Here is a 20,524-nt window from a genome sequence, read left to right as displayed (position 1 = left end):
GATGACAGGACCGGCCAACGCTCCCGTCTTCAGAGGATCCTGACGCCACCGAAGGTGTGCGTCTCGTGCACCTCGTCGCTGCGCAGGAAGTAGGCGAAGACCCCGTAGCGACCGGGCTTGAACCCGTCGAAGACGAGCCGGGCGCTGCCGTTCACCAGCGTGACCGTCTGTCGCATCCGACCGACCCGCACCGTCACCGTGCCGGTCACCGGGGACATCCCGGGCGCCCGGACGTGGAGCCGGACGACGGCGGCGCCCCGGCGCCCGACCGAGTGGAGCACCACGTGCCCCGTCGAGCGGACCAGGCGGTCGTCGGCGGCCGTCTGCGAGGCGGGGACGTAGTTCGTGCCGGCGAGCGAGACCTGCACGGACATGTGATGGCCGAGGTCGGCGGCCTTCAACCGGTACGTCGCCGCCGTGGCCCCCGCGACGGGCGTGCCGTCGCGCAGCCACTGATAGCTCGCCGTCGCCGTGGTCGGGGTGAACGCACCGTTCGCGGTCAGCGTGCCGCCCATCTCCGCCGGCCCGCTGATCGCGAACGAGCGCGTGACGACGATCCTGCCGAGGACGGTGACCGGGGTGATCGAGGTGCGCGTCGCGGTCTTGAATCCGGCGCCGCGGGCGTGCGCGATCACCTTGATCTGCTGACCGAGCATGTCGGCCGTGAGCGGCAGCGTCGAGGAGGTCGCCCCCGGGATCCACTTGCCGTCCGCGATCCACTGGTAGGTGTACGACGCCGGCGCAGGGGTCCAGCCACCCGGGTCGGCCGTCAGGGTCTGGTCGATGATCGGGTCGCCGGTCACCGCCGGCGCCGTCGCGTTGGTGAACGTCCCGCGGAGCACGGCATCCGTGGCGGCCGACGAGGCGGCGACCGAGGTCGCCTTGGCGTGGCTGCCGGTGACCGTGAGGCCGATCCGCTTGCCGATCTGCGTGGCCGTCGGCGTGTACGTCGCCGCGGTGGCCCCCGGGATCGCCACGCCGTCCTGCGTCCACTGGTAGGCGAACGCCGACGGGCCTCCGCCCCAGGTGCCGACGTGACCGGTCAGCACCTGGCCGACCTGGGCGTCGCCCGAGATGAACGGCGCGACCTTGTTGACCAGGACCGGACCGGCGTCCTTGTCCTTGAAGTGGATGAAGCCGCTGGGCCAGAACCCCCCGGAGGCGGTGACCTCCTGCCAGTGGAAGGTGCCGCTCCAGGAGTCCTCGGAGATGATGATGTCGGTCGGCGAGATCACCTTCTCGACGTACGCGACGTGGCCGGCGGAGCCGACGTGGTGGTAGGCGTCCCACCAGGCCACCGCGCCGACGGCGGGCGTCTGGTCGGTGATGCTCGACATCGCGTGGCCCCAGTTGGCGGCGTTGCCGTTGCCGGTCCACGGCCGGGTGTTCGGCAGACCGGCTTGGATCATCCGGTAGGCCACGTAGTTGACGCAGTTGTGACCCGGGTACATGCGCCAATACATCCTGTTGCTGACCGCGCCGTACCCGCTGTCGGAGTAGCCCGCAGCGTTGCAGCCGGAATACCCGCTGCAGAAGTAGGTCAGTCCCGAGGTCTCGCGCACGTGGAGCAGGAGACCGCGCCCCCCGGTCAGCACGAGCAGGGTCGTGAACAGGGCGCCGGCAGTCACCGCGGACCACCAGCGCACGGTCAAGGCTCCGCGTCGCATGCCGCTTACCTTCGGCCACGGAGGTCCCAAAGCGCAACAAAAACCCCAAGAAACACACGAACCACCGGCGTGTCGCGTTGACTTTTTAAAGTTACATCGTTGTAGTTCGCGATTCTCTGTGGTCCACGTCTCCCCCGTTTCCTTCCCTTCGGCCGCCCGGTGCGAAGATCGAGGACATGCCCGGAACCAACCTGACGCGCGCCGAGGCCACCGCCCGCTCCGCGCTCATCGACGTCACCTCGTACGCCGTCGAGCTCGACCTCACCCAGGCCGAGACCGATGGCGTCACCACCTTCGGATCGACCACCACGATCGCGTTCACCGCACGCGAGACCGGGGCCGAGACCTTCGCCGACCTCGTCGGCGCCACGATCCACGAGATCACCTTGAACGGCACGCCCCTGGACCCTGCCGAGGTGTACGCCGACAGCCGGATCACCCTGCGTGACCTGGCCGCCGAGAACGTGCTGGTCGTCAAGGCCGACTGCGCCTACTCGCACACGGGCGAGGGCCTGCACCACTTCGTCGACCCCGCCGACGGCCGGGTCTACCTCTACAGCCAGTTCGAGGTCCCCGACGCCCGCCGGGTGTTCACGACCTTCGAGCAGCCCGACCTCAAGGCGCCGTTCAGCTTCACCGTCCACGCACCCGCCGAGTGGCTGGTCGTGTCGAACGCCCCGACCCCCGAGCCGGTCTCGACAGGCTCGACCACCGACGGCGACGACGGCTTCGCCACGTGGTCGTTCGCACCCACCCACCGGATGTCGACCTACGTCACCGCGATCATCGCCGGCCCCTACTACGAGGTCCGCGACGAGTACGTCGGCCCGAACGGCACCATCCCGCTCGGCCACTTCAGCCGGCAGTCGCTCAAGGCCGAGCTGGACCGCGACCGCGAGGAGGTCGTCACGCTGACCAAGCAGGGCTTCGAGTTCTTCGAGGCCCAGTTCGGCGTGCCCTACCCGTTCGGCAAGTACGACCAGCTCTACGTGCCGGAGTTCAACGCGGGCGCCATGGAGAACGCCGGCGCCGTGACCCTGCGCGACGAGTACCTCCCCCGCTCCCGGCAGCCGCGCTCGTTCTACGAGTTCCGCGCGTCGGTGATCCTGCACGAGATGGCCCACATGTGGTTCGGCGACCTCGTGACCATGAAGTGGTGGGACGACCTGTGGCTCAACGAGTCGTTCGCGGAGTGGGCCTGCTACCACGCCGAGGCGCTCGCGACGTCGTACGACGACGCCTGGACCGGCTTCACCAACGCGCGCAAGCAGACCGGCTACCGGGCCGACGCGCTGCCCAGCACCCACCCGATCGCGGCCGACATGGTCGACCTGCACGCGGTCGAGGTGAACTTCGACATGATCACCTACGCCAAGGGGGCGTCGGTGTTGAAGCAGCTCGTCGCCTGGGTCGGCCTGGAGCCGTTCCTCAAGGGCCTCGGGCAGTACTTCCGCGACCACGCCTTCGGCAACACCACCTTCGACGACCTGCTGACCGCGCTCGAGGCGGCGTCCGGGCGTGAGCTGACGAGCTGGGCGCAGGAGTGGTTGCAGACCGCCGGCACCAACACCCTCGCCCCCGCCTTCGAGGTCGCCGCGGACGGCACCTACTCCTCCTTCGCCGTCGTGCAGACCGCACCGGAGGCCTACCCGACGCTGCGCCGCCACCGCCTCGGCATCGGCTGCTACGACAAGGACGAGTCCGGCCGGCTGGTGCGCACGTCGTACGTCGAGGTGGACGTGGTGGGCGCGCGCACCGAGATCGCCGACCTGGTCGGTGCCCAGCAGCCGGACCTGCTGCTGCTCAACGACGGCGACCTGGCGTTCGCCAAGATCCGGCTCGACGAGCGGTCGCTGGCGACCGCGATCGCCGACCTCGCCGCGATCGAGGACTCGCTGGCGCGGGCCCTGGTCTGGGGCGCCGCGTGGGACATGACCCGCGACGCCGAGATGGCCGCGACCGACTTCGTCGAGCTGGTGCTCGGCAACATCGGATCCGAGACCGATTCGTGGGGCCTGAGCCGGATCCCGACGTACGCCGCCCAGGCGGTCAGCGTCTACAGCGACCCGACGCGCCGCGACGCGCTGCGCGACCGGTGGGAGGCGGGCCTGAAGGAGCTGCTGCTCGCGGCCGCCCCCGGCTCGGACCACCAGCTGACCTTCGCCCAGTCCTACGCGGCTGTCGCGCACACCGACGCCGCGATCGCCGACCTCGAGGCGCTCCTGGACGGCTCGCTGGTCGTCGAGGGCCTCGCGGTCGACCAGGAGATGCGCTGGCTGCTGCTGGCCAACCTGGCCCGGGTGGGTCGCGCCGACGACGTACGCATCGATGCGGAGCTCGCCACCGACCAGACCATCACCGGTCAGGAGAAGGCCGCGGCCGCGCGGGCCGCGATGCCCACCGCCGAGGCCAAGGCGCGCGCGTGGGAGCAGGCCATGGTCGACGGCTCGGTGCCCAACGAGACCGCGCGCAGCGTGGCGGTGTCGTTCTGGCGCGCGGGTCAGGAGGAGGTGCTGGCGCCGTACGTCGAGCGCTTCCTCGCCGACGCCCCGGCGACCTGGGACCGCCTCGGCAGCCACAAGGCAGCAGTGGCGCTGACCGCGCTGTTCCCGCGGCTCGTCGCGACCCAGTCGACCCTGGACACCGTCGACGCGTGGCTCGCGGCCAACGCCGACACGGTCAACCCGGGCGCGGTCCGCTACGTCCGCGAGGGCCGCGACGACGTCGCGCGCTCGCTCGCCGCACAGGCCCGCGACGCCCGCTGACCCAGCAGCGCGAAGGGCCCGCACTCTTGGGAGTGCGGGCCCTTCGTCGTACGAATCAGGTGGTCATACCGGTCAGACCGAGGCTTCCCTGCCGAAGCGCTCGACACCGACGGTCAGGCCACCGAGCAGGTCGCCCGCGGCGAACGCCTTGGTCATCTCGCCCACGATCGCGGCGACCTTCTCGTCCGGCAGCGACGCGCGCACGCGGCCGCCGGTGACGACCTCGACGGCGCGGCGGTCGGGGTCGACCAGCACCAGGATGCTGCGGCTCGGCAGCACCAGGGTGTTGTGCAGGCTGGTCGCGAAGTCGCGGATGTCGCCCTCGGCCGCACCCAGGTAGACCGAGATCTCGGCGCGGCAGGACTGCTCGGCGGCGCGGATCGTCGCGTCGAGGCGAGCCTGGTCGGCGTGGCTCAGGTGCGCGTGGGCCACGGGGTCACCAGGTGCCGCCGGCGCCGCCGGCAGCAGAGGTCTCGGTGTCGGGCTCGGCGAGCTCGCCGACCGCCTTGCGCGGGCCACCCAGCCACTGGCCCTCGGGCTCCGGGTCGCCGGAGTAGAACAGCTTCTCGCCGCGGGCGAGCGCCGGCGCCAGGACGAGCGCGGAGATCACGACCAGCACCAGGACCGGGATGCCCACGAAGATGAGCCAGGCGTGCAGGTCGTTGATGTTCGGCTTGCTCTCCCAGCCGCCCCCCGGGATCGGGGTGTCGGCGAACGCGATGTCGCCGGAGGCAACGAGCACGGTCGTGAGCGCGATGACGGCGGCGGAGCGGCGTACGGCGGTCCTGATCACGGGTCACAGGGTATCGGCTCCCCCGGACTTCGGCCCAGCGCCCTTGCCCTGTTGACTGGGTGGATGCAGTTCTTCCCCCTGGACGTGACCTCCCCGACCGTCTGCGACGGCCACATGGTGTGCGACCTGACCTACAAGGTCACCGGCAGCACCGAGCTCGCGAGCTGGTCCAACGTCGTCATCGGACGCCCGTTGGCCATCCTGGGACTGATCGCGCTCGGAGTGGTGATCCGCTGGCTGTTGCAGCGCCTCGTCGACCGGATCGCGCGACGCGCGGAGCGCGGGGTGCTCCCCGAACGCGTCGAGAGCCCGGTGGCCGCTCGGCGCAAGCAGCGGGCTGCGACCATGGCCGGCCTGCTCAACAGCATCATCACCGTGATCCTGATCGCGGTGATCGGCACCATGGCGCTGAGCGTGATCGGCGTCAACATCGCACCGATCATCGCGAGCGCGGGCATCATCGGCCTCGCGCTCGGCTTCGGCGCGCAGTCGCTGGTCAAGGACTTCCTGGCCGGCATCTTCATCTTCATCGAGGACCAGTACGGCGTCGGCGACGTCGTCGACGTGGGCGACGCCTCCGGCACCGTCGAGGCCGTCACCCTGCGGATGACGCGGCTGCGCGACGTGCACGGCACGGTCTGGTACGTCCCCAACGGCACCATCGCCCGGGTCGGCAACCAGAGCCAGAACTGGTCGCGCGCCGTCATCGACGTGCAGGTCGACCCGAGCGCCGACCTCGGCAAGGTCCAGCAGGTCCTGCGCGAGGTCGCCCACGACATGTGGGAGGACGAGGACTACACCGGCATCATCATCGAGGAGCCGGAGGTGACCGGTGTCGAGGCGATCACCCTCGACGCGGTGACCGTCCGGGTCATGGTCAAGACCGCGCCGCTGCAGCAGTGGGCCGTCGCCCGCACCCTGCGGCAGCGGATCAAGGCGCGCTTCGACCACGAGGGCATCCGGATCCCGTTCTCGCAGCGCGTGGTGTGGCAGAGCGAGGACCGGGCGGCGCAGCCGGCTGCCGCCGAGGGATGATGGCGCGGTGAGCGAGGTCAGCTTCTACGAGGAGATCGGCGGGTTCGAGACCTTCCGCGGGATCGTGGCGCGGTTCTACGCCGGGGTCGCGCAGGACGAGGTCCTCCGCCCGATGTACCCCGACCCCGACCTCGGCCCGGCCGAGGAGCGGTTCCTGCTGTTCCTGGTCCAGTACTGGGGTGGCCCGACGACGTACTCCGAGCGCCGGGGTCACCCCCGGCTGCGCATGCGGCACGCTCCGTTCGCGGTGGACCTGGCCGCCCGAGACCGCTGGCTGACGCACTTCCGCGCGGCCCTGGACGGGGCCGACCTGACTCCCGAGCAGGACGCCCGGTTCTGGGAGTACGTCACGCACGCGGCGACGTTCATGGTCAACACCCCGGGCTGAACCGACGCGGGAACGAGATTCTCGAAAAAGCTCTGCGACGGCTGTAACAATCGCCCGGGGCCGTGACAGGTATCTCCTGAGTACGTCCCCTGGCCGGGCCCGACCCCACATCGGGCCCGGCCGCTCATCCGAGGAAATTCCGATGGCCCCCACCTCCCGGCACCCCGCACTGCGGATCGAGATCCCGACCCTCGATCCCGACGGCGCGCTGCTGGAGCGGCTGGCCGCGGCAAGCGTCGTCTCGACGCCCTCCCCGGGGACGCCTTGGTTGGTTGGGCTGCGCGCAGCTCTCGTCGCGGTGGTGGTCGCCCTTCTCGGGGCGACGAGCTGGGCCGCAGGTGCTCTGGCCGGTGTCGACACACCGTTCAGGCACCGCGAGATCACGCATGCGCCGATGGTCCCGACCACGCCGCCCGGAGTCACCGGATCCCCACAATCCGGTGGCTCCTCGTCCGGCAGCCCCGCGGCGCCGGGGCTGCCGGACGCACGGGGCGGTGCCGCGAAGGGCCACGCCCGCGGCAAGAGCGCCGCACACAAGCACCAGCACGGCCGCCACGCGGCCGTCCCGCTGCGACGCGGCACCGGTCCGGGCCCGATCACGACCGAGCCCTGGCCGGGTCTCGGCGGTGGGCACCACTACGGCTGGGGCAAGAACCACGGCCGGCACCTCGGCCACAGGACGTCTCCCCGACACATCGGCTGATCGGCGTTACACGCGGCGTTAGACTCCCGCTGCCAGATCCACCCACGGACTCGGGGACAGGAGCGGATCACGCCACGTGCACGTCGACGACGCGATCGTCGCCGCCGCGAAAGCCGGTGACCCCGACGCCTGGCGTGCGCTCTACCGGGCACATGCCGGTCGTCTTCTGGTGTGGCTGGAGTCGCGCAGCACCGGCGCCGGAGACGCGCCCGACGACATCGCCGCCGCGGCCTGGCTCGTGGCGGCCGAGAAGGTCGCCGACTTCACCGGCTCCAGCGACGAGTTCGCGGGGTGGCTGTTCGGCATCGCGCGCAATTTCGGGCTCAACACCCGACGGCGCGATGCCCGGCGCGCCATGTCCGATGCGGCGCAGCCGGTCGACGAGGGCGTGGTTCCGGGCCCGGAGGTCACGCTGGCCGAGAGCGACTGGGTACGCCGGACCCTCGCCGGCCTCCCCGACCGGGAGCGGGACGTGCTGACCTGCATGGAGGTGCTCGAGCTCGACGCCGCCGCCACGTCCGAGGCGCTCGGCATCAGCGCGGTGGCCGTCCGCGTCGCGCGGCACCGGGGCCTGAAGAAGCTGCGTGGTCAGCTCGGGGCGACGAACGTCTCCAACGGCTCCCGGTAGCCCGGCGGCGGCTCGACCGAGCGGTTCGCGATCGGGTCGAAGACGACGAGGACCACCCGTGCGGTGGCATGGTCGGCGCCGGTCTCGTCGCGGACCACCGACTCGACGGTGAGGGACTTGTTGCCCACCCGGGCGAGGCGCGTGAAGCAGTCGTACGCCGCCGGGCGGTTCTCGACCGGGCGCAGGTAGTCGATGTCGGTCTGGGCCACGACCCAGCGCACCTTCCCGCGTTCGAGGCCGCCGCGCATGATCCTGTCGAAGAACCCGATCCGCGCCTCCTGGAAGAACTCGACGAACGCCACGTCGCTCGCGACCCCGGTCACGTCGAGGTCGCCGGCGCGGACCTGGAGGGCGTAGTGCCGGTCGGGGGCGGAGCGCACCACGACCGGATCGGCGGCCGGCTGCGCGTCGCCCAGGAACGTCCGCGCGCGCAGGTGCACCACGGGGTCCGGGCCGCCGCCGAGGATCTCGTGCTCGAGCACCGCCCCCTGCTCGGACCGGTCGGCGAACCACGACTCGATCACCACTGGCTCGCGGCTGAACATGAGCGGCGCGAGGAAGGTCAGCTCGTGGCGACGTACCGGAAGGGTGGTGGGGTCCGGGTCGATGCCCGAGGCGCGCAGCAGGTCGTCGCGGCCGACCCGCAGGTAGTCGGCGTACCGGACGTTGTTGACGTGCCCGAGGAGGTCGAGGTCGGCCCAGCGCAGCGGGCAGGAGGAGCGGTGACGCACGGGGTGCATGCTTCCAGACCGTCCGCTGGCGTCTGCCCAGCAGGGACAAGTAGAACGTGTTCCAGTTTCGGGCTAGGCTCTGCGCGACCCGCACCCGACCCACCTGGGGAGCTCCGCATGCCCGAAGCAGTCATCGTCTCTGCCGCCCGTACGCCGATCGGCCGCGCCAACAAGGGCTCGCTCAAGGACTTCCGGCCCGACGACCTGACCGCGTTCATCGCCCAGGCCGCGCTGGACAAGGTCCCCGCCCTGGACCCGAACGACGTCGACGACTTCTACCTCGGCTGCGGCCTGCCCGGTGGCGAGGCCGGGAACAACATGGCGCGGATCGTGACCACGCTGATGGGCTACGAGATCCCCGGCGCCACCATCACCCGGTACTGCTCCTCGTCGGTGCAGACCTCCCGGATGGCCTTCCACGCGATCAGGGCCGGCGAGGGCGACGTCTTCATCTCGGCCGGTGTCGAGACCGTCTCGCGCTACCAGTTCGGCACCTCGGACCACATCCCGAACACCAAGAACCCGCTCTTCGCCGACGCGCAGGCGCGCACCGAGGGCTACGCCGCCGGCGGCCAGGACTGGCACGACCCGCGCGAGGACGGCCAGCTGCCCGACATCTACATCGCGATGGGGCAGACCGCGGAGAACGTCGCCCGGATGCGGGGGTTGAAGCGCGAGGACCTCGACCTGTTCGGCGTCCGCTCCCAGAACCTCGCGGAGAAGGCTATCGCCGACGGCTTCTGGGAGCGGGAGATCACCCCGGTCACCCTCGCCGACGGCACCGTGGTCAGCACCGACGACGGCCCCCGGGCCGGAGTCACGTACGAGGCCGTCTCCCAGCTCACGCCGGTCTTCCGCCCCGACGGTGTGGTCAACGCGGGCAACTGCTGCCCGCTCAACGACGGCGCCGCCGCGGTCGTGATCATGTCCGACACCAAGGCGGCCGAGCTCGGCCTCACTCCCCTCGCCCGGATCGTCTCGACCGGAGTGAGCGGCCTCTCCCCCGAGATCATGGGTCTCGGCCCGGTCGAGGCCAGCCGCCGCGCGCTGAAGAACGCCGGCATGACGATCGACGACATCGACCTCGCGGAGATCAACGAGGCGTTCGCGGCCCAGGTGCTTCCCTCCGCGGAGGACCTCGGCATCCCGATCGAGAAGCTCAACGTCAACGGCGGTGCGATCGCCGTCGGGCACCCGTTCGGCATGACCGGTGCCCGGCTGCAGAACACGATGCTCAACAGCCTGAGCTGGCACGACAAGTCGACCGGCCTCATCACCATGTGCGTCGGCGGCGGGCAGGGCATGGCGATGATCCTGGAGCGCCTGTCCTGAGCGCCTTCTAGACTGCGCGGGTGGACCCGATGCCCGCGCACCCCGACGTGGACCCGGACGACATCGCCTGTGCGACCGTCCGGGAGCCGCGGTGGCTCGACGCCGAGCAGCAGCAGGCGTGGCGCGCGTACATGCTCGGTACTACGCTGCTGCGCGACCGCCTCGACCGCGACCTGCAGAAGGTCTTCGACATGTCACTCGTCGAGTACGAGGTGATGGTCCGCCTCTCCGAGAACGACGGCCACCTGCGGATGGCCCAGCTCGCCGACTCCCTGGCGCACAGCCGGAGCCGGCTGACGCACACGGTCAAGCGGATGGAGGCCGACGGTCTGGTCAGCCGCTGCAGCTCCGACGAGGACCGCCGCGGTGTCGTCGCGCGACTCACCGAGAAGGGCTGGGACAAGCTGCGCGAGGCCGCCCCCGTCCACGTCGAGGGCGTACGCCGCTACCTCGTCGACCTCGCCGAGCCCGCCGACCTCGAAGCGGTCCAGCGGGTCTTCGGCGCGGTCTCCGACCACCTGATCGCGGACCGCCCCGAGCTCGAGATCCGCGAATGATGGTGGGGCCCGGTGAGTACCCGGGCACCCAAGGGTTGCCGCCAGACTGACGTAGGACCTACGCCCGGCAACCGCGAGCGCGGCAGCGCGGCGCCGCCGGTGTCGAGCCTGGGTTCTCACCAACGAAGTGACGGAGAGAACCCAGGGAGACACCGACCAGCGACGACGCTCGCGCCTAATCGCGCGTGAGGCGGCGGTGGGTGACGCGGTGCGGACGCGCGGCGTCGGCACCGAGCCGCTCGATCTTGTTCTCCTCGTACGACGCGAAGTTGCCCTCGAACCAGAACCACTTGCCGCCGTCCTCGTCGTCGCCCTCCCAGGCCAGGATGTGGGTGGCGATCCGGTCGAGGAACCAGCGGTCGTGCGAGGTGACCACGGCGCAGCCCGGGAAGTCGAGCAGTGCGTCCTCGAGGGAGGACAGCGTCTCGACGTCGAGGTCGTTGGTGGGCTCGTCGAGCAGCAGCATGTTGCCGCCCTGCTTGAGCGTCAGCGCCAGGTTGAGGCGGTTGCGCTCACCACCGGACAGCACGCCGGCCTTCTTCTGCTGGTCGGGGCCCTTGAAGCCGAACGACGCGACGTAGGCGCGCGAGTTCATCTCGAAGTTGGCGACCTTGATGAAGTCGAGACCGTCGGAGACGACCTCCCAGACGTTCTTGTTGGGGTCGATGCCGCCGCGGCTCTGGTCGACGTAGGAGATCTTGACCGTGGTGCCGACCTTCAGCTCGCCGGCGTCCGGCGTCTCGCCGCCGGTGATCATCCGGAACAGGGTGGTCTTGCCGACGCCGTTCGGGCCGACGACGCCGACGATGCCGGCGCGGGGCAGGGTGAAGCTGATGTCGTTCCACAGGGTGCGGCCCTCGAACGCCTTGGTCAGGTCGTGCGCCTCGAGGACGATGTCACCGAGCCGCGGGCCCGGCGGGATGTTGATGTCCGCGGTGTCGACCTTGCGGGCCTTGTCCGCCTCCGCGGCGAGCTCCTCGTAGCGGGCCAGACGCGACTTGGACTTGGTCTGCCGCGCCTTGGCGTTGGAGCGGACCCACTCCAGCTCCTTCTCGAGCATCTTGGCGCGCTTGGCGTCCTTCTGCCCCTCGATCTTGAGGCGCTCCTTCTTGGTCTCCAGGTAGGTGGAGTAGTTGCCCTCGTAGCCGTGGATCTGGCCGCGGTCGACCTCGGCGATCCACTCGGCGACGTTGTCCAGGAAGTACCGGTCGTGGGTGACGGCCAGGACGGCGCCCGGGTAGCTCTTGAGGTGGCCCTCAAGCCACTGGACGGACTCGGCGTCGAGGTGGTTGGTGGGCTCGTCGAGGAGCAGCAGGTCGGGCTGCTGGAGCAGCAGCTTGCACAGTGCGACCCGGCGGCGCTCACCACCGGACAGGTTGTCGACCAGCGCGTCCGACGGCGGGCAGCGCAGGGCGTCCATCGCCTGCTCCAGGCGGCTGTCGATGTCCCACGCGTTGGCGTTGTCCAGGTAGGTCTGCAGCTCGCCGGTCTCGGCCATCAGGGCGTCCTGGTCGGCGTCGGGGTCGCCCATCTCCATGTAGGCGTCCTCGAGGCGCTTCATCTTCGACTTGATGTCGTGGACGGCCTCCTCGACGTTCTCCAGGACGGTCTTGCCCTCGGTCAGCGGCGGCTCCTGCTGGAGCATGCCGACCGTGGCGTCGGGGTCGCGCACGATGTCGCCGTTGTTCGGCTGGTCGAGCCCGGCCATGAGCTTCAGCAGGGACGACTTGCCCATGCCGTTCGGGCCGACGACACCGATCTTCGCCCCGTGCAGGAACGAGAGCGTCACGTTGTCGAGGACGACCTTGTCGCCGTGGGCCTTGCGAACGTTGCGCAGGGAAAGGATGTACTCCGCCATGCGGCACAGGCTACGGGTCAGGGCCGCTTCGAACTGAACCGACCCTGACCCTCGGACACCGCGCTCAGGCGGCGTGCACGTCCCCCATCAGCGCCTCGGCGACCTTCGGCTTCACGTCGGGGAACGGATCGGGCGCGGAGGTGACCGCGTCGCGCTCCGGCACGCCGGCCGGCTGCCGGGCGGGCGACTTCAGGAAGTTGCCGAATCCCCGGCACAGGTCGTGCCCGACGGTGAGTGCCTCGATCTCCAGGGCGACGACCTCGAGGTTGCTGGCGTTGATGTAGGTGCGGTGGTCCAGCCGGCCGTGGACGATCACCGGGTCGCCCTTGTGCAGGGAGCGCCCGCAGTTCGCGGCGAGGGCGCGCCAGGCGCTCACGGCGTACCACTGGGTCTGGCCGTCGACCCACTCCTGCCGGCTCCGGTGGAAGCGTCGCGGGGTCACGCCGACCCGGAAGTTGACCACCTCGTGCCCGCTGACGGTTCGCACGACCGGCTCGTTCGCGACCCAGCCCTGGATCGTCACCATCGTCTCGTTGCTCATCTTCGTGTCCTCTCGTCCCGACCGCCGCGTGCGGTCGCTCGGGAACGAGTCGACAAGGAGGCTCCGACAGCGCCGGGCATGCCGGAGGCGGGGCTGTGGACGAGCCTCGTCGTCCACAGGTACGCCGGCGGCAACCGGCCTGCGGTGGGGCGGGTGGTGCGGTGGGACCCCGTTCAGCGGGCGGCGGCGTCGATACCGGCGCGGAACGCCGCGTAGCCCCGCAGCTCGGCGTTGGTCGGGTTCACGACCGTCTCGCCGAGGACGGTGCGCACGACGCCGCGCAGCGCCGCGTCGGCGGCCTGTGCCCGCGACCGCGCCACCGCGGCGACGGCGCCGCGAGCGAGCAGCCACAGCACGATGCCGAGCACGAGTCCGCCGACGACCGCCACGGCCGGGGACGGGACGCCGCCGAGCGACGGCACGTGCTTGCCGGTGGCGCCCAGGACGATCCACCACGCCGCTCCGGCGAGGACCACGACGAGCAGCAGCCACTGCACAACGCGCAGCACGTTCGCCCAGCCCGGTACGCCGGCCGCGCGCAGGTCGACGGAGCGCAGCCCTGCGTCGAGGCGGTCGCCCACCTCGGCCATCTGTCCGGTTGCCGCGGACTGCACCGAGCGTCGCCACGCCGGCCCGAGGCCGTCGGTGACCTCGTCGCCGACCTCGCGGATGGTGGTGTGCACAGCTTCGCGCGGCACGGGCGCCACGGCGGGGGCACCGTCGCCGGCGCCCAGCTCGCGGGCCAGGTCGCCGCCGGCCGAACGGCCCAGCAGCGCGACGGGCGGCCACGCGACCGCGCGACGGGTGCGCGCTGCGACGTACCGCTCGACGCCGTCGACGACGGTCGGGATGCCGGCGGCGTCCGCGGTCGCCTCTTCGAGCTTCGCGACGCGGGCCGCGTCGAGCTCAGGCGCGGGTCCCGACCCGCCCTCGCGCTCCAGGCGCTGGGCGGCCGCCGCGACGTCGGCCTCGGCGCGCGCCGTCATGGCCCGCTTGGACGCCACCCGCGAGGCGAGCTCGCTGCGCAGGGCGTCCATCCCGAGGCCCTCCCTGGCGCTCACCGGGATCACGGTGACGTCGGGCAGGCCGTCGGCGGCGAGGAGACGGCGTACGTCGGCGACCATGCCGGCCCGCTTGTCCTCGGCGATCGTGTCGATGTGGTTGAGCACCACCACCATGACGTCCTGGTGGGTCGCCAGCGGCTTGAGGTAGCGGTCGTGCAGCGCGGCGTCGGCGTACTTCTGCGGGTCGACGACCCACACCAGCAGGTCGGCGAGCTCGACGAGCCGGTCGACCTCGAGGTGGTGCGAGACCTCGGTGGAGTCGTGGTCGGGCAGGTCCATCAGCACGATGCCGTCCAGCGAGCTGTCCTCGCGGCGGGTGTCGAGCAGGGAGTCGCGCATCGTGTGGTGGCGCGGCGGGATGCCGAGCCACTCGAGGACCTCACCGGCACCCTCGCTCCCCCACACGACCGCCGTCGCCCAGGACGTGGTCGGGCGGCGTACGCCGATCGACGACAGCTCCAGCCCCACGAGGTTGTTGAACGTCGAGGACTTGCCCGAGCCCGTGGCACCGGCGATGGCGACCACGGTGTGCTGCGCCGAGAGCCGGAGCCGACCGGTCGACCGCTCCGCGGCGGACAGGGCCTCGTCGAGCGACGCGTCGGAGATGTGCCCGCGGGCCGCCTCGACGGCCGCCCTCAGACCCTCGATCCGGGCTCCGATCGGCGTCCCGCGCGTCGCGCGCTCCCGGACCTCCGCCGCCTCGTCCTCAACACTCACCCGTGGCCTCCCGTGCCCTTGGCTCGAACAGCTGCGAAGCGGAGGTCGTCGACCCTGCGCGCCGCCTGGCGCAGCAGCTCGGGGGCCTCCGGCTTGAGCTGCCACTCCTCGGCGGGGGCCAGGTAGCGCCCGCGCTCGGTGTCGACCAGCGCCTCGAGGCGTGCATCGAGCGCATCCCGCGCGGCCGCGACCATGGAGGCCACGCGAGGCGCCCCGAGCACCGTCTCGAGCAGGCGCCGGCCCAGCTGGACGGCGTCGGGAGCCTGCGCTCCCGCACCGTCCGCGAGCACGACGACCGCGAGGGTCACCGACAGACCGTGGATGCCGAGCGCGAGGAACCGCGCCGTCGACCGGACGTCCCCGCTGCCGTCGCGCACCAGGTCCTGCAGCTCGTCGTTCCACTCGCGGACCTGCTGCGTCGTCTGCCGACGAAGGTTGCGCCCCGCTCGGGACAGGTCGTCGGCCGTCGCGGCCAGGAGCGCGTCGCCGGGCTCGGTCGTCCGCCAGGCGGCGGACGCCGCTGCCGCCGCGCGCTCGGCGTGGTCGACGACCAGTGCCTCGATCGCGACCTCGACCGCCACGGCGAGCCGCTCGGCCTGCTGCGGCTTGCCCTTGATCGCGTTCACCAGCCGCTCGCGCACGAAGCCGACCTTGGCCTCGAGCGAGCGGATCAGCTCGCCGCTGCCGACGAACTCCTGCCAGCGCGCGAGCAGGTCGCCCCGCAGCACGGAGCCGTCGCGGCTCGCGGCGAGCAGGCCGGCCTGCGCGTCGTCGTACGCCTTGTCGGCGACGGCGAGCAGGTCACCGACGGCGCCGACCTGTGCGGCGGCCGCGTCAGCGATCGGGAAGGCCTTCCGGGTCACCGTCCGTACGGCGCCCGCGACGGTCTGGTTGACGACCGAGCGGCGCGCATCGGCGTCCTCGGCGAGCGCCTCGAGCCACTGCCGGATCTCGGCGACGTGGCCGGCGGGCAGCAACCCTTCCTCGGACACCTCACCCTCGGCCACGCCGAACAGCGGCGAGTCCTTGAGGCCGCGCGAGGCGAGCATCCGGGCCAGGTGCGCGGAGACCGTCGGCACCGCGTCCGGCGGCGTGCGGTCGAGGACGACGGCCACGGCGGTGGAGCGGTCGGCGGCGAGCTTGAGGTACTCCCAGGGGACCTGGTCGGAGTAGCGCGCGGCCGAGGTCACGAAGAGCCAGAGGTCGGCGGCGGCGAGGAGCTGCCCGGCCAGCTCGCGGTTGCGCTCGTCGACGGAGTCGACGTCGGGCGCGTCCAGGATCGCCAGGCCCTGCGGGACCGCGTCGGTCGCGATCAGCTGGATGGCGTGCTGGTCGTCGGTCGAGTTGGCGGTACGCCGCAGGTCCGGCAGCAACCGGTCGGCGCCGAACCAGCCCGCGTCGGCCGGGTGGTGCACCAGCACCGGCGACCTCGTCGTCGGCCGGAGCACGCCGGGAGCGGTGACCCGGTGCCCGACGAGGGTGTTGACCAGCGTGGACTTGCCCGCGCCGGTCGAGCCGCCGACCACCGTGAGCATCGGGGCGTCCAGCGACATCAGCCGCGGGATCACGTAGTCCTCGAGCTGCTCGATCAGCTGGGCGCGGGCCTCGCGCAGCGTCGGTGCGCCGGGGAGGTCGAGCGGGAGCGGGGCGTCCTTCAGCGCGGCGTTGAGCCGGATCACCTCGGTGAGCATCTTGCGGCCGTCGCTGCCGTCCAACGGGGACGCTGCGGACAGGTCGTGAGTCATCGCTGTGGCACCACCTGTCCGGGGAATGCGAACCGCGGTCGGTCCGCCTGGATCCGGCTGAGGAACGCCTGGCCCCGCACCTGCCAGTCGCGCGGCGCGGTGCCGCGCAGGAGACGGTGGTGCAGGAAGCCGAGCTCGACAGCCGCCTGCTGATAATCCCGCATGGCCCGCGCCGCATCGGGACCGCCCTCCCTCCGGGCGTGCCGTCGGGCGATCCGACGGGCCCGCAGGTCGACCACCCAGCCGATGTCGCTGGCCGGGATGAGACCGCGTCGGGCGGCGTCACCGAGCGCCTCGGTGAGCAGCTTGCGCTCCGAGCTGCGCGCCCACAGGGCGAGGCCGGTCATGCCGGCGAACGCGGGCGCGCCGAGGACGGCGTACATCATCGCGAAGCTGCCGAAGCCGTAGACCGTCGAGGCGTTCCACAGGCCGTGCGCGAGGACCGCGAGGCAGAAGCCGCCGATCGGCGCGAGGGCGCGGACCGCGCGGCTGCGCGAGGTGACGGCCAGGCCGACGCCGATTCCGGTGAACGCGGTGAAGAGCGGGTGGGCGAACGGGCTGAGCACGCACCGCACGACGAAGGTCGAGGTGATGCCGCCGACGCCGCCGGGGCCCATGCCGTCGGCGCCGTCGTACGCCGAGGCCAGGTAGAGGATGTTCTCGGTGAAGGCGAAGCCCACGCCGACCATGCCGGCGTACACGATGCCGTCGAGGACCCCGTCGACCTCGGCCCGCCGCCACCACAGCAGCAGGAAGAGGAAGAGGCCCTTGCACGCCTCCTCGGTGATCGGACCGAGGATCGCGACCTGCGCGTTCGTCGTCAGCCCCGTCACGACGCCACCGACGCCCTCGATCACGACGGCGACCGCGGTCGCGGCGCACGCACCCCAGAGCAGGCCGAGGGTGAGCAGCCGCTTGGGCTCGGGCTCGTAGCGGTCCAGCCAGACGTACGCCGCCACGACCGGCCCCACCGGCAACGCCGCCAGCACCGTCGCGACGAACGTGGTCGTGGGCGCACCGTGGAGCGCGAGGAGCAGCAGCACGCCGCACGCGCCGAGCGCGACCGCCACGGTCACGACGACCGTGAAGGCGACGCTGTCGCGGGGGGCTGCAGGCATGGGCGGAAGCCTATCGGGAGGAATCGGGCCGACCCGATCCCCGGCGTACAGTGCGGAGTGTGGAGGAACGGAACGCAGAGACCCTGAAGACCGAGGCCCACGACCAGGCAGTGCCCGAGGCGTACGCCGCCTTCATGCGCACCGGCTGGCGCGATGGGGACGCCGACGTGCCCGAGCACCCGATCGCGCCGTACGCCGCCGAACGTCGCGCGCGGCTGGCCGCCGCCTTCCCCGGCGAGCGCCTGGTGCTGCCGGCCGGGACGTTCAAGCAGCGGGCCGCGGACACCGACTACCGGTTCCGCTCCGACACCGCCCACACCTACTTCTCCGGCAACCAGACGTCCGACGCGACCCTGGTCATCGAGCCGGACGGTTCCTCGACGCTCTACGCGCGGCCGCGGTCCGGCCGCGACACCGACGAGTTCTTCCGCGACCGGGCGTACGGCGCCCTCTGGGCCGGTCGTCGTCCGTCGCTGGTCGAGATGGAGCGGGCCCTGGGCCTGCCGGTGCGGCACGTCGACGAGCTGCCCGGGGTCCTCGCCGCGGCCGGCAAGACCCGGGACATGACCGACATCGACCTCGCCCGCGTCGCCTCGGAGATGCGGCTGGTCAAGGACGAGTGGGAGCTCGGCGAGCTGCAGCAGGCCGTCGACGCCACGACCCTCGGCTTCGAGGACTGCGCCCGCGAGTGGGACCGCGTCATCGAGCACGGCGAGCGCTGGCTGGAGGGCACCTTCTTCCGCCGGGCTCGGCTGATGGGCAACGACCTCGGCTACGACTCGATCGTCGCCGGTGGAGCGCACGCCACGACCCTGCACTGGATCGAGAACTCCGGGCCGATCCGGCCCGGCGAGCTCGTGCTGTGCGACATGGGCGTCGAGGGCCACAACCTCTACACCGCCGACGTGACGCGCACGATCCCGGTCTCCGGCACGTTCACGCCGCTGCAGCGCGAGCTCTACTCGCTCGTGTTCGACGCGCAGGAGGCCGCGATCGCGGCCCTGCGTCCGGGCGTTCCGTTCCTCGCGGGCCACAACGCCGCGATGGTCGTCCTGGCCCACGGGCTGGAGGGGCTCGGCCTGCTGCCGGTCTCGGCCGAGGAGGCGCTCGACCCGGAGTCGAAGGTCTACTCGCGCTGGACGCTGCACGGGGTCAGCCACATGCTCGGCATGGACGTGCACGACTGCGGCGAGGCCGCCCCGTCGGCGTACCGTGACGGCACGCTGGCCGAGGGCATGGTGCTCACCGTGGAGCCCGGCCTGTACTTCCAGGACGACGACCTGCTCGTCCCCGAGGAGCTGCGCGGCATCGGCATCCGGATCGAGGACGACGTGGTGGTCACCGCCGACGGCGTGCACAACCTGTCCGCCGCCCTCCCCCGCGACCCGGACGGGGTCGAGGAGTGGCTCGGCTCGTTGCGGGGCTGATCCTCAGAGGTCCCCGGCGACCGGCGTGGGCCGGAAGGTCGCGGGACGGTGCCGAAGCCCGCGCTCGACGCTGCGATCCACGATCGCCAGGTCGAGGTCCGGCGTGCTCGGCAGGCGGTCGAGGACCCAGGAGAGTCCGCGACCGCCTGCGGTGACGGCCGACGCGACGAGGTCGGTACGCCGGTCCGCCGGCAACCCGAGATCCGCGGCCACGTCCACGTCGGGGAACACCTCGGTCAGCTCTGCGGCGAGGAGCGCGCGCACGATGCCGGAGTGCGCGCGCCGCGGGATCGGGAAGGTCGATCGCATCCGCGCGAGCCCGTCGATCATCGTCGAGGTGAGGGCCGCCGAGTCGGCGTCAGGCCCGTAGAGCGCGTGCCCGATCCGGACCGCGATGGCCAGCTGCTCGGCGCTGTCGCGCCCCAGCAGCTCGGTGCTCGCCCCCTGGAGACGGGCGATCCAGCGCCACATCAGGTCGAAGCTCTCGGCCTCCTCCTCACTCACCCGACCGCCGAGGTGCCGGATGACGTTGACCCGGTAGCGCCCGAAGATGTGCGCACCCGCTGCGGTGGGTGTCTGGCTGATCGGTACGCTGGCAGCCGGGTCCCACCGGCCGGACCGCAGGATGCCGAGTCGGATGCAGGTGTGCAGCAGCCGGATCCGCACCCACTGCTCCCAACGCGGACCGCCCGGTCGCATGCCGTCGACGTCGAGAGCGCCCGCGAAACCGGCGGCCGTCTCCCAGAAGCGCCGTCCGAAGTCGTCCCCCGATCGAGCCAGCCGCCCGGTACTCGCCATCACCCGCGCCGTCGCGGGATCGACGTAGGTCATCGGCAGCGCACCATGGATGCCCAGCACCAGCCCGACCGCGCAACGCCGTCCCATCAGCGCTCCGGGGAGCATCGCGTCGAAGTCGGCCCACGCCGGCACCCACTCGACGTCGGTGAAGAACGCGTCCGCCTCCCCCACCCCGTCGGCCCGGAGCCGCCGTGCGGTGGCGAGGAGGTCGCCACCCATCAGCTTCCGATCCCGCATCAGGCCGACGAGGGCCTCGGCGATCGGGTCGCCGACCTGGTTCCAGGCATCGAGGTCGATGTCCTCGGGCGCCACCCATCCGTCGTACGCCGGCGTCGCGGCCTTGCGCCGTGCCGTCTCCGTGGTGTCGATCATCCGACCTCCCCGATCATGGGCAACTTGCCAGTGCCTAGATTGGCTGTTCGGCGGCGAACTTGTCAATGACTAGTGGCGCGGATTTGAAGTAGTTGGACGGTTGGCCTTTGCGAGGATCTGGTCGGCGGTCTTCGTCCAAACGAACGGGTGAGCTCGCTCGTGCCAGCCGTCGATGAAGGCACGGATCCTGGCGTTGAGGTCCTTGACGGACTTGAACACACCGCGCCGGATGGCCTGACGCTCCACGATGCCGAACCAGACCTCGACGAGGTTCATCCAGGAGGC

Annotated in this window: 18 protein-coding genes and 1 pseudogene; 8 read left to right on the top strand and 11 right to left on the bottom strand. The window is 71.5% G+C overall.

Annotated features, from left to right (window positions below):
• Nucleotides 1-29: 29 nt before the first annotated feature.
• Nucleotides 30-1,667, bottom strand: coding sequence for a CHAP domain-containing protein (locus ACYVAQ_RS18330; RefSeq protein ID WP_460791891.1), 1,638 nt, complete (start codon nt 1,665-1,667; stop codon nt 30-32).
• A gap of 176 nt (nt 1,668-1,843) precedes the next feature.
• On the opposite strand from ACYVAQ_RS18330, the gene pepN reads away from it, so the two are divergent.
• Nucleotides 1,844-4,432 carry an aminopeptidase N gene (pepN, locus tag ACYVAQ_RS18325; protein ID WP_460791890.1) on the top strand — a complete coding sequence of 863 codons (2,589 nt, stop codon included), beginning with the start codon at nt 1,844-1,846 and terminating at the stop codon, nt 4,430-4,432.
• Nucleotides 4,433-4,504: 72 nt separating this feature from the next.
• Here pepN and ACYVAQ_RS18320 read toward each other — a convergent pair whose 3' ends face one another.
• Nucleotides 4,505-4,864 carry a TPM domain-containing protein gene (locus tag ACYVAQ_RS18320; protein ID WP_460791889.1) on the bottom strand — a complete coding sequence of 120 codons (360 nt, stop codon included), beginning with the start codon at nt 4,862-4,864 and terminating at the stop codon, nt 4,505-4,507.
• 4 nt (nt 4,865-4,868) lie between these two features.
• Complete coding sequence (locus ACYVAQ_RS18315; RefSeq protein ID WP_460791888.1) at nt 4,869-5,225, bottom strand: hypothetical protein; 357 nt, start codon at nt 5,223-5,225, stop codon at nt 4,869-4,871.
• A 63-nt stretch (nt 5,226-5,288) separates the two neighbouring features.
• Between ACYVAQ_RS18315 and ACYVAQ_RS18310 the strand changes: the two genes are divergently transcribed.
• The 4 genes from ACYVAQ_RS18310 (at nt 5,289) to ACYVAQ_RS18295 (ending at nt 7,979) form a co-directional block, all read left to right on the top strand.
• Nucleotides 5,289-6,260 carry a mechanosensitive ion channel family protein gene (locus tag ACYVAQ_RS18310; protein WP_460791887.1) on the top strand — a complete coding sequence of 324 codons (972 nt, stop codon included), beginning with the start codon at nt 5,289-5,291 and terminating at the stop codon, nt 6,258-6,260.
• Between the two features lie 7 nt (nt 6,261-6,267).
• The gene (locus ACYVAQ_RS18305; RefSeq protein WP_460791885.1) at nt 6,268-6,648 is read left to right on the top strand and encodes a globin; all 381 of its coding nucleotides are present in this window, start codon (nt 6,268-6,270) and stop codon (nt 6,646-6,648) included.
• Nucleotides 6,649-6,790: 142 nt separating this feature from the next.
• Nucleotides 6,791-7,351 (top strand): hypothetical protein, encoded by a 561-nt coding sequence (locus ACYVAQ_RS18300; protein WP_460791884.1) that lies wholly within the window; start codon nt 6,791-6,793, stop codon nt 7,349-7,351.
• A gap of 76 nt (nt 7,352-7,427) precedes the next feature.
• Nucleotides 7,428-7,979 (top strand): RNA polymerase sigma factor, encoded by a 552-nt coding sequence (locus ACYVAQ_RS18295; protein WP_460791883.1) that lies wholly within the window; start codon nt 7,428-7,430, stop codon nt 7,977-7,979.
• Here the strand turns inward: ACYVAQ_RS18295 and ACYVAQ_RS18290 are convergent.
• Entirely contained in the window at nt 7,940-8,719 is a 780-nt protein-coding gene (locus ACYVAQ_RS18290) for an acyl-CoA thioesterase (protein ID WP_460791882.1), read from the bottom strand. The genes ACYVAQ_RS18295 and ACYVAQ_RS18290 overlap by 40 nt on opposite strands.
• 108 nt (nt 8,720-8,827) lie before the next feature.
• Here ACYVAQ_RS18290 and ACYVAQ_RS18285 point away from each other — a divergent pair, with 108 nt between their 5' ends.
• Entirely contained in the window at nt 8,828-10,042 is a 1,215-nt protein-coding gene (locus ACYVAQ_RS18285) for an acetyl-CoA C-acetyltransferase (RefSeq protein WP_460791880.1), read from the top strand.
• A gap of 29 nt (nt 10,043-10,071) precedes the next feature.
• Nucleotides 10,072-10,599 carry a MarR family winged helix-turn-helix transcriptional regulator gene (locus ACYVAQ_RS18280; protein WP_460791994.1) on the top strand — a complete coding sequence of 176 codons (528 nt, stop codon included), beginning with the start codon at nt 10,072-10,074 and terminating at the stop codon, nt 10,597-10,599.
• A gap of 175 nt (nt 10,600-10,774) precedes the next feature.
• Here ACYVAQ_RS18280 and ettA read toward each other — a convergent pair whose 3' ends face one another.
• The 5 genes from ettA to ACYVAQ_RS18255 form a co-directional block, all read right to left on the bottom strand.
• Nucleotides 10,775-12,457, bottom strand: coding sequence for an energy-dependent translational throttle protein EttA (gene ettA, locus ACYVAQ_RS18275; protein ID WP_460791879.1), 1,683 nt, complete (start codon nt 12,455-12,457; stop codon nt 10,775-10,777).
• A gap of 64 nt (nt 12,458-12,521) precedes the next feature.
• Nucleotides 12,522-12,998: a single-stranded DNA-binding protein gene (locus tag ACYVAQ_RS18270; RefSeq protein WP_460791878.1), complete on the bottom strand. Its 477-nt coding sequence runs from the start codon at nt 12,996-12,998 to the stop codon at nt 12,522-12,524.
• Nucleotides 12,999-13,171: 173 nt separating this feature from the next.
• The gene (locus ACYVAQ_RS18265) at nt 13,172-14,779 is read right to left on the bottom strand and encodes a GTPase (RefSeq protein ID WP_460791877.1); all 1,608 of its coding nucleotides are present in this window, start codon (nt 14,777-14,779) and stop codon (nt 13,172-13,174) included.
• Complete coding sequence (locus ACYVAQ_RS18260; RefSeq protein WP_460791876.1) at nt 14,776-16,524, bottom strand: ABC transporter; 1,749 nt, start codon at nt 16,522-16,524, stop codon at nt 14,776-14,778. The genes ACYVAQ_RS18265 and ACYVAQ_RS18260 overlap by 4 nt, the downstream gene beginning before the upstream one ends.
• On the bottom strand, nt 16,521-17,642 hold the full coding sequence (locus ACYVAQ_RS18255) for a PrsW family intramembrane metalloprotease (protein WP_460791875.1): 1,122 nt from the start codon (nt 17,640-17,642) through the stop codon (nt 16,521-16,523). Before ACYVAQ_RS18255 ends, ACYVAQ_RS18260 begins: the two co-directional genes overlap by 4 nt.
• A 59-nt stretch (nt 17,643-17,701) precedes the next feature.
• On the opposite strand from ACYVAQ_RS18255, the gene ACYVAQ_RS18250 reads away from it, so the two are divergent.
• The gene (locus tag ACYVAQ_RS18250; RefSeq protein ID WP_460791874.1) at nt 17,702-19,069 is read left to right on the top strand and encodes an aminopeptidase P family protein; all 1,368 of its coding nucleotides are present in this window, start codon (nt 17,702-17,704) and stop codon (nt 19,067-19,069) included.
• 3 nt (nt 19,070-19,072) lie between these two features.
• Here the strand turns inward: ACYVAQ_RS18250 and ACYVAQ_RS18245 are convergent, their stop codons facing one another.
• Together ACYVAQ_RS18245 and ACYVAQ_RS18240 are read right to left on the bottom strand one after the other, a co-directional pair.
• Entirely contained in the window at nt 19,073-20,239 is a 1,167-nt protein-coding gene (locus tag ACYVAQ_RS18245; RefSeq protein WP_460791873.1) for a hypothetical protein, read from the bottom strand.
• Between the two features lie 69 nt (nt 20,240-20,308).
• Nucleotides 20,309-20,524: pseudogene (locus ACYVAQ_RS18240) on the bottom strand (IS630 family transposase); the annotation flags it as partial.

The sequence above is a fragment of the Nocardioides maradonensis genome, assembly GCF_054777115.1.
The sequence above is the reverse complement of the archived record's forward strand: the minus strand, read 5'-3'. Positions and strand labels throughout refer to the sequence as shown.

Bases quoted from the DNA above. Each gene is read 5' to 3' on its own strand.
- ACYVAQ_RS18270 (WP_460791878.1), bottom strand. From the start codon at position 12,998: ATGAGCAACGAGACGATGGTGACGATCCAGGGCTGGGTCGCGAACGAG.
- ACYVAQ_RS18290 (WP_460791882.1), bottom strand. From the start codon at position 8,719: ATGCACCCCGTGCGTCACCGCTCCTCCTGCCCGCTGCGCTGGGCCGAC.
- ACYVAQ_RS18245 (WP_460791873.1), bottom strand. From the start codon at position 20,239: ATGATCGACACCACGGAGACGGCACGGCGCAAGGCCGCGACGCCGGCG.
- ACYVAQ_RS18310 (WP_460791887.1), top strand. From the start codon at position 5,289: ATGCAGTTCTTCCCCCTGGACGTGACCTCCCCGACCGTCTGCGACGGC.
- ettA (WP_460791879.1), bottom strand. From the start codon at position 12,457: ATGGCGGAGTACATCCTTTCCCTGCGCAACGTTCGCAAGGCCCACGGC.
- ACYVAQ_RS18255 (WP_460791875.1), bottom strand. From the start codon at position 17,642: ATGCCTGCAGCCCCCCGCGACAGCGTCGCCTTCACGGTCGTCGTGACC.
- ACYVAQ_RS18285 (WP_460791880.1), top strand. From the start codon at position 8,828: ATGCCCGAAGCAGTCATCGTCTCTGCCGCCCGTACGCCGATCGGCCGC.
- pepN (WP_460791890.1), top strand. From the start codon at position 1,844: ATGCCCGGAACCAACCTGACGCGCGCCGAGGCCACCGCCCGCTCCGCG.
- ACYVAQ_RS18260 (WP_460791876.1), bottom strand. From the start codon at position 16,524: ATGACTCACGACCTGTCCGCAGCGTCCCCGTTGGACGGCAGCGACGGC.
- ACYVAQ_RS18330 (WP_460791891.1), bottom strand. From the start codon at position 1,667: ATGCGACGCGGAGCCTTGACCGTGCGCTGGTGGTCCGCGGTGACTGCC.
- ACYVAQ_RS18280 (WP_460791994.1), top strand. From the start codon at position 10,072: ATGCCCGCGCACCCCGACGTGGACCCGGACGACATCGCCTGTGCGACC.
- ACYVAQ_RS18300 (WP_460791884.1), top strand. From the start codon at position 6,791: ATGGCCCCCACCTCCCGGCACCCCGCACTGCGGATCGAGATCCCGACC.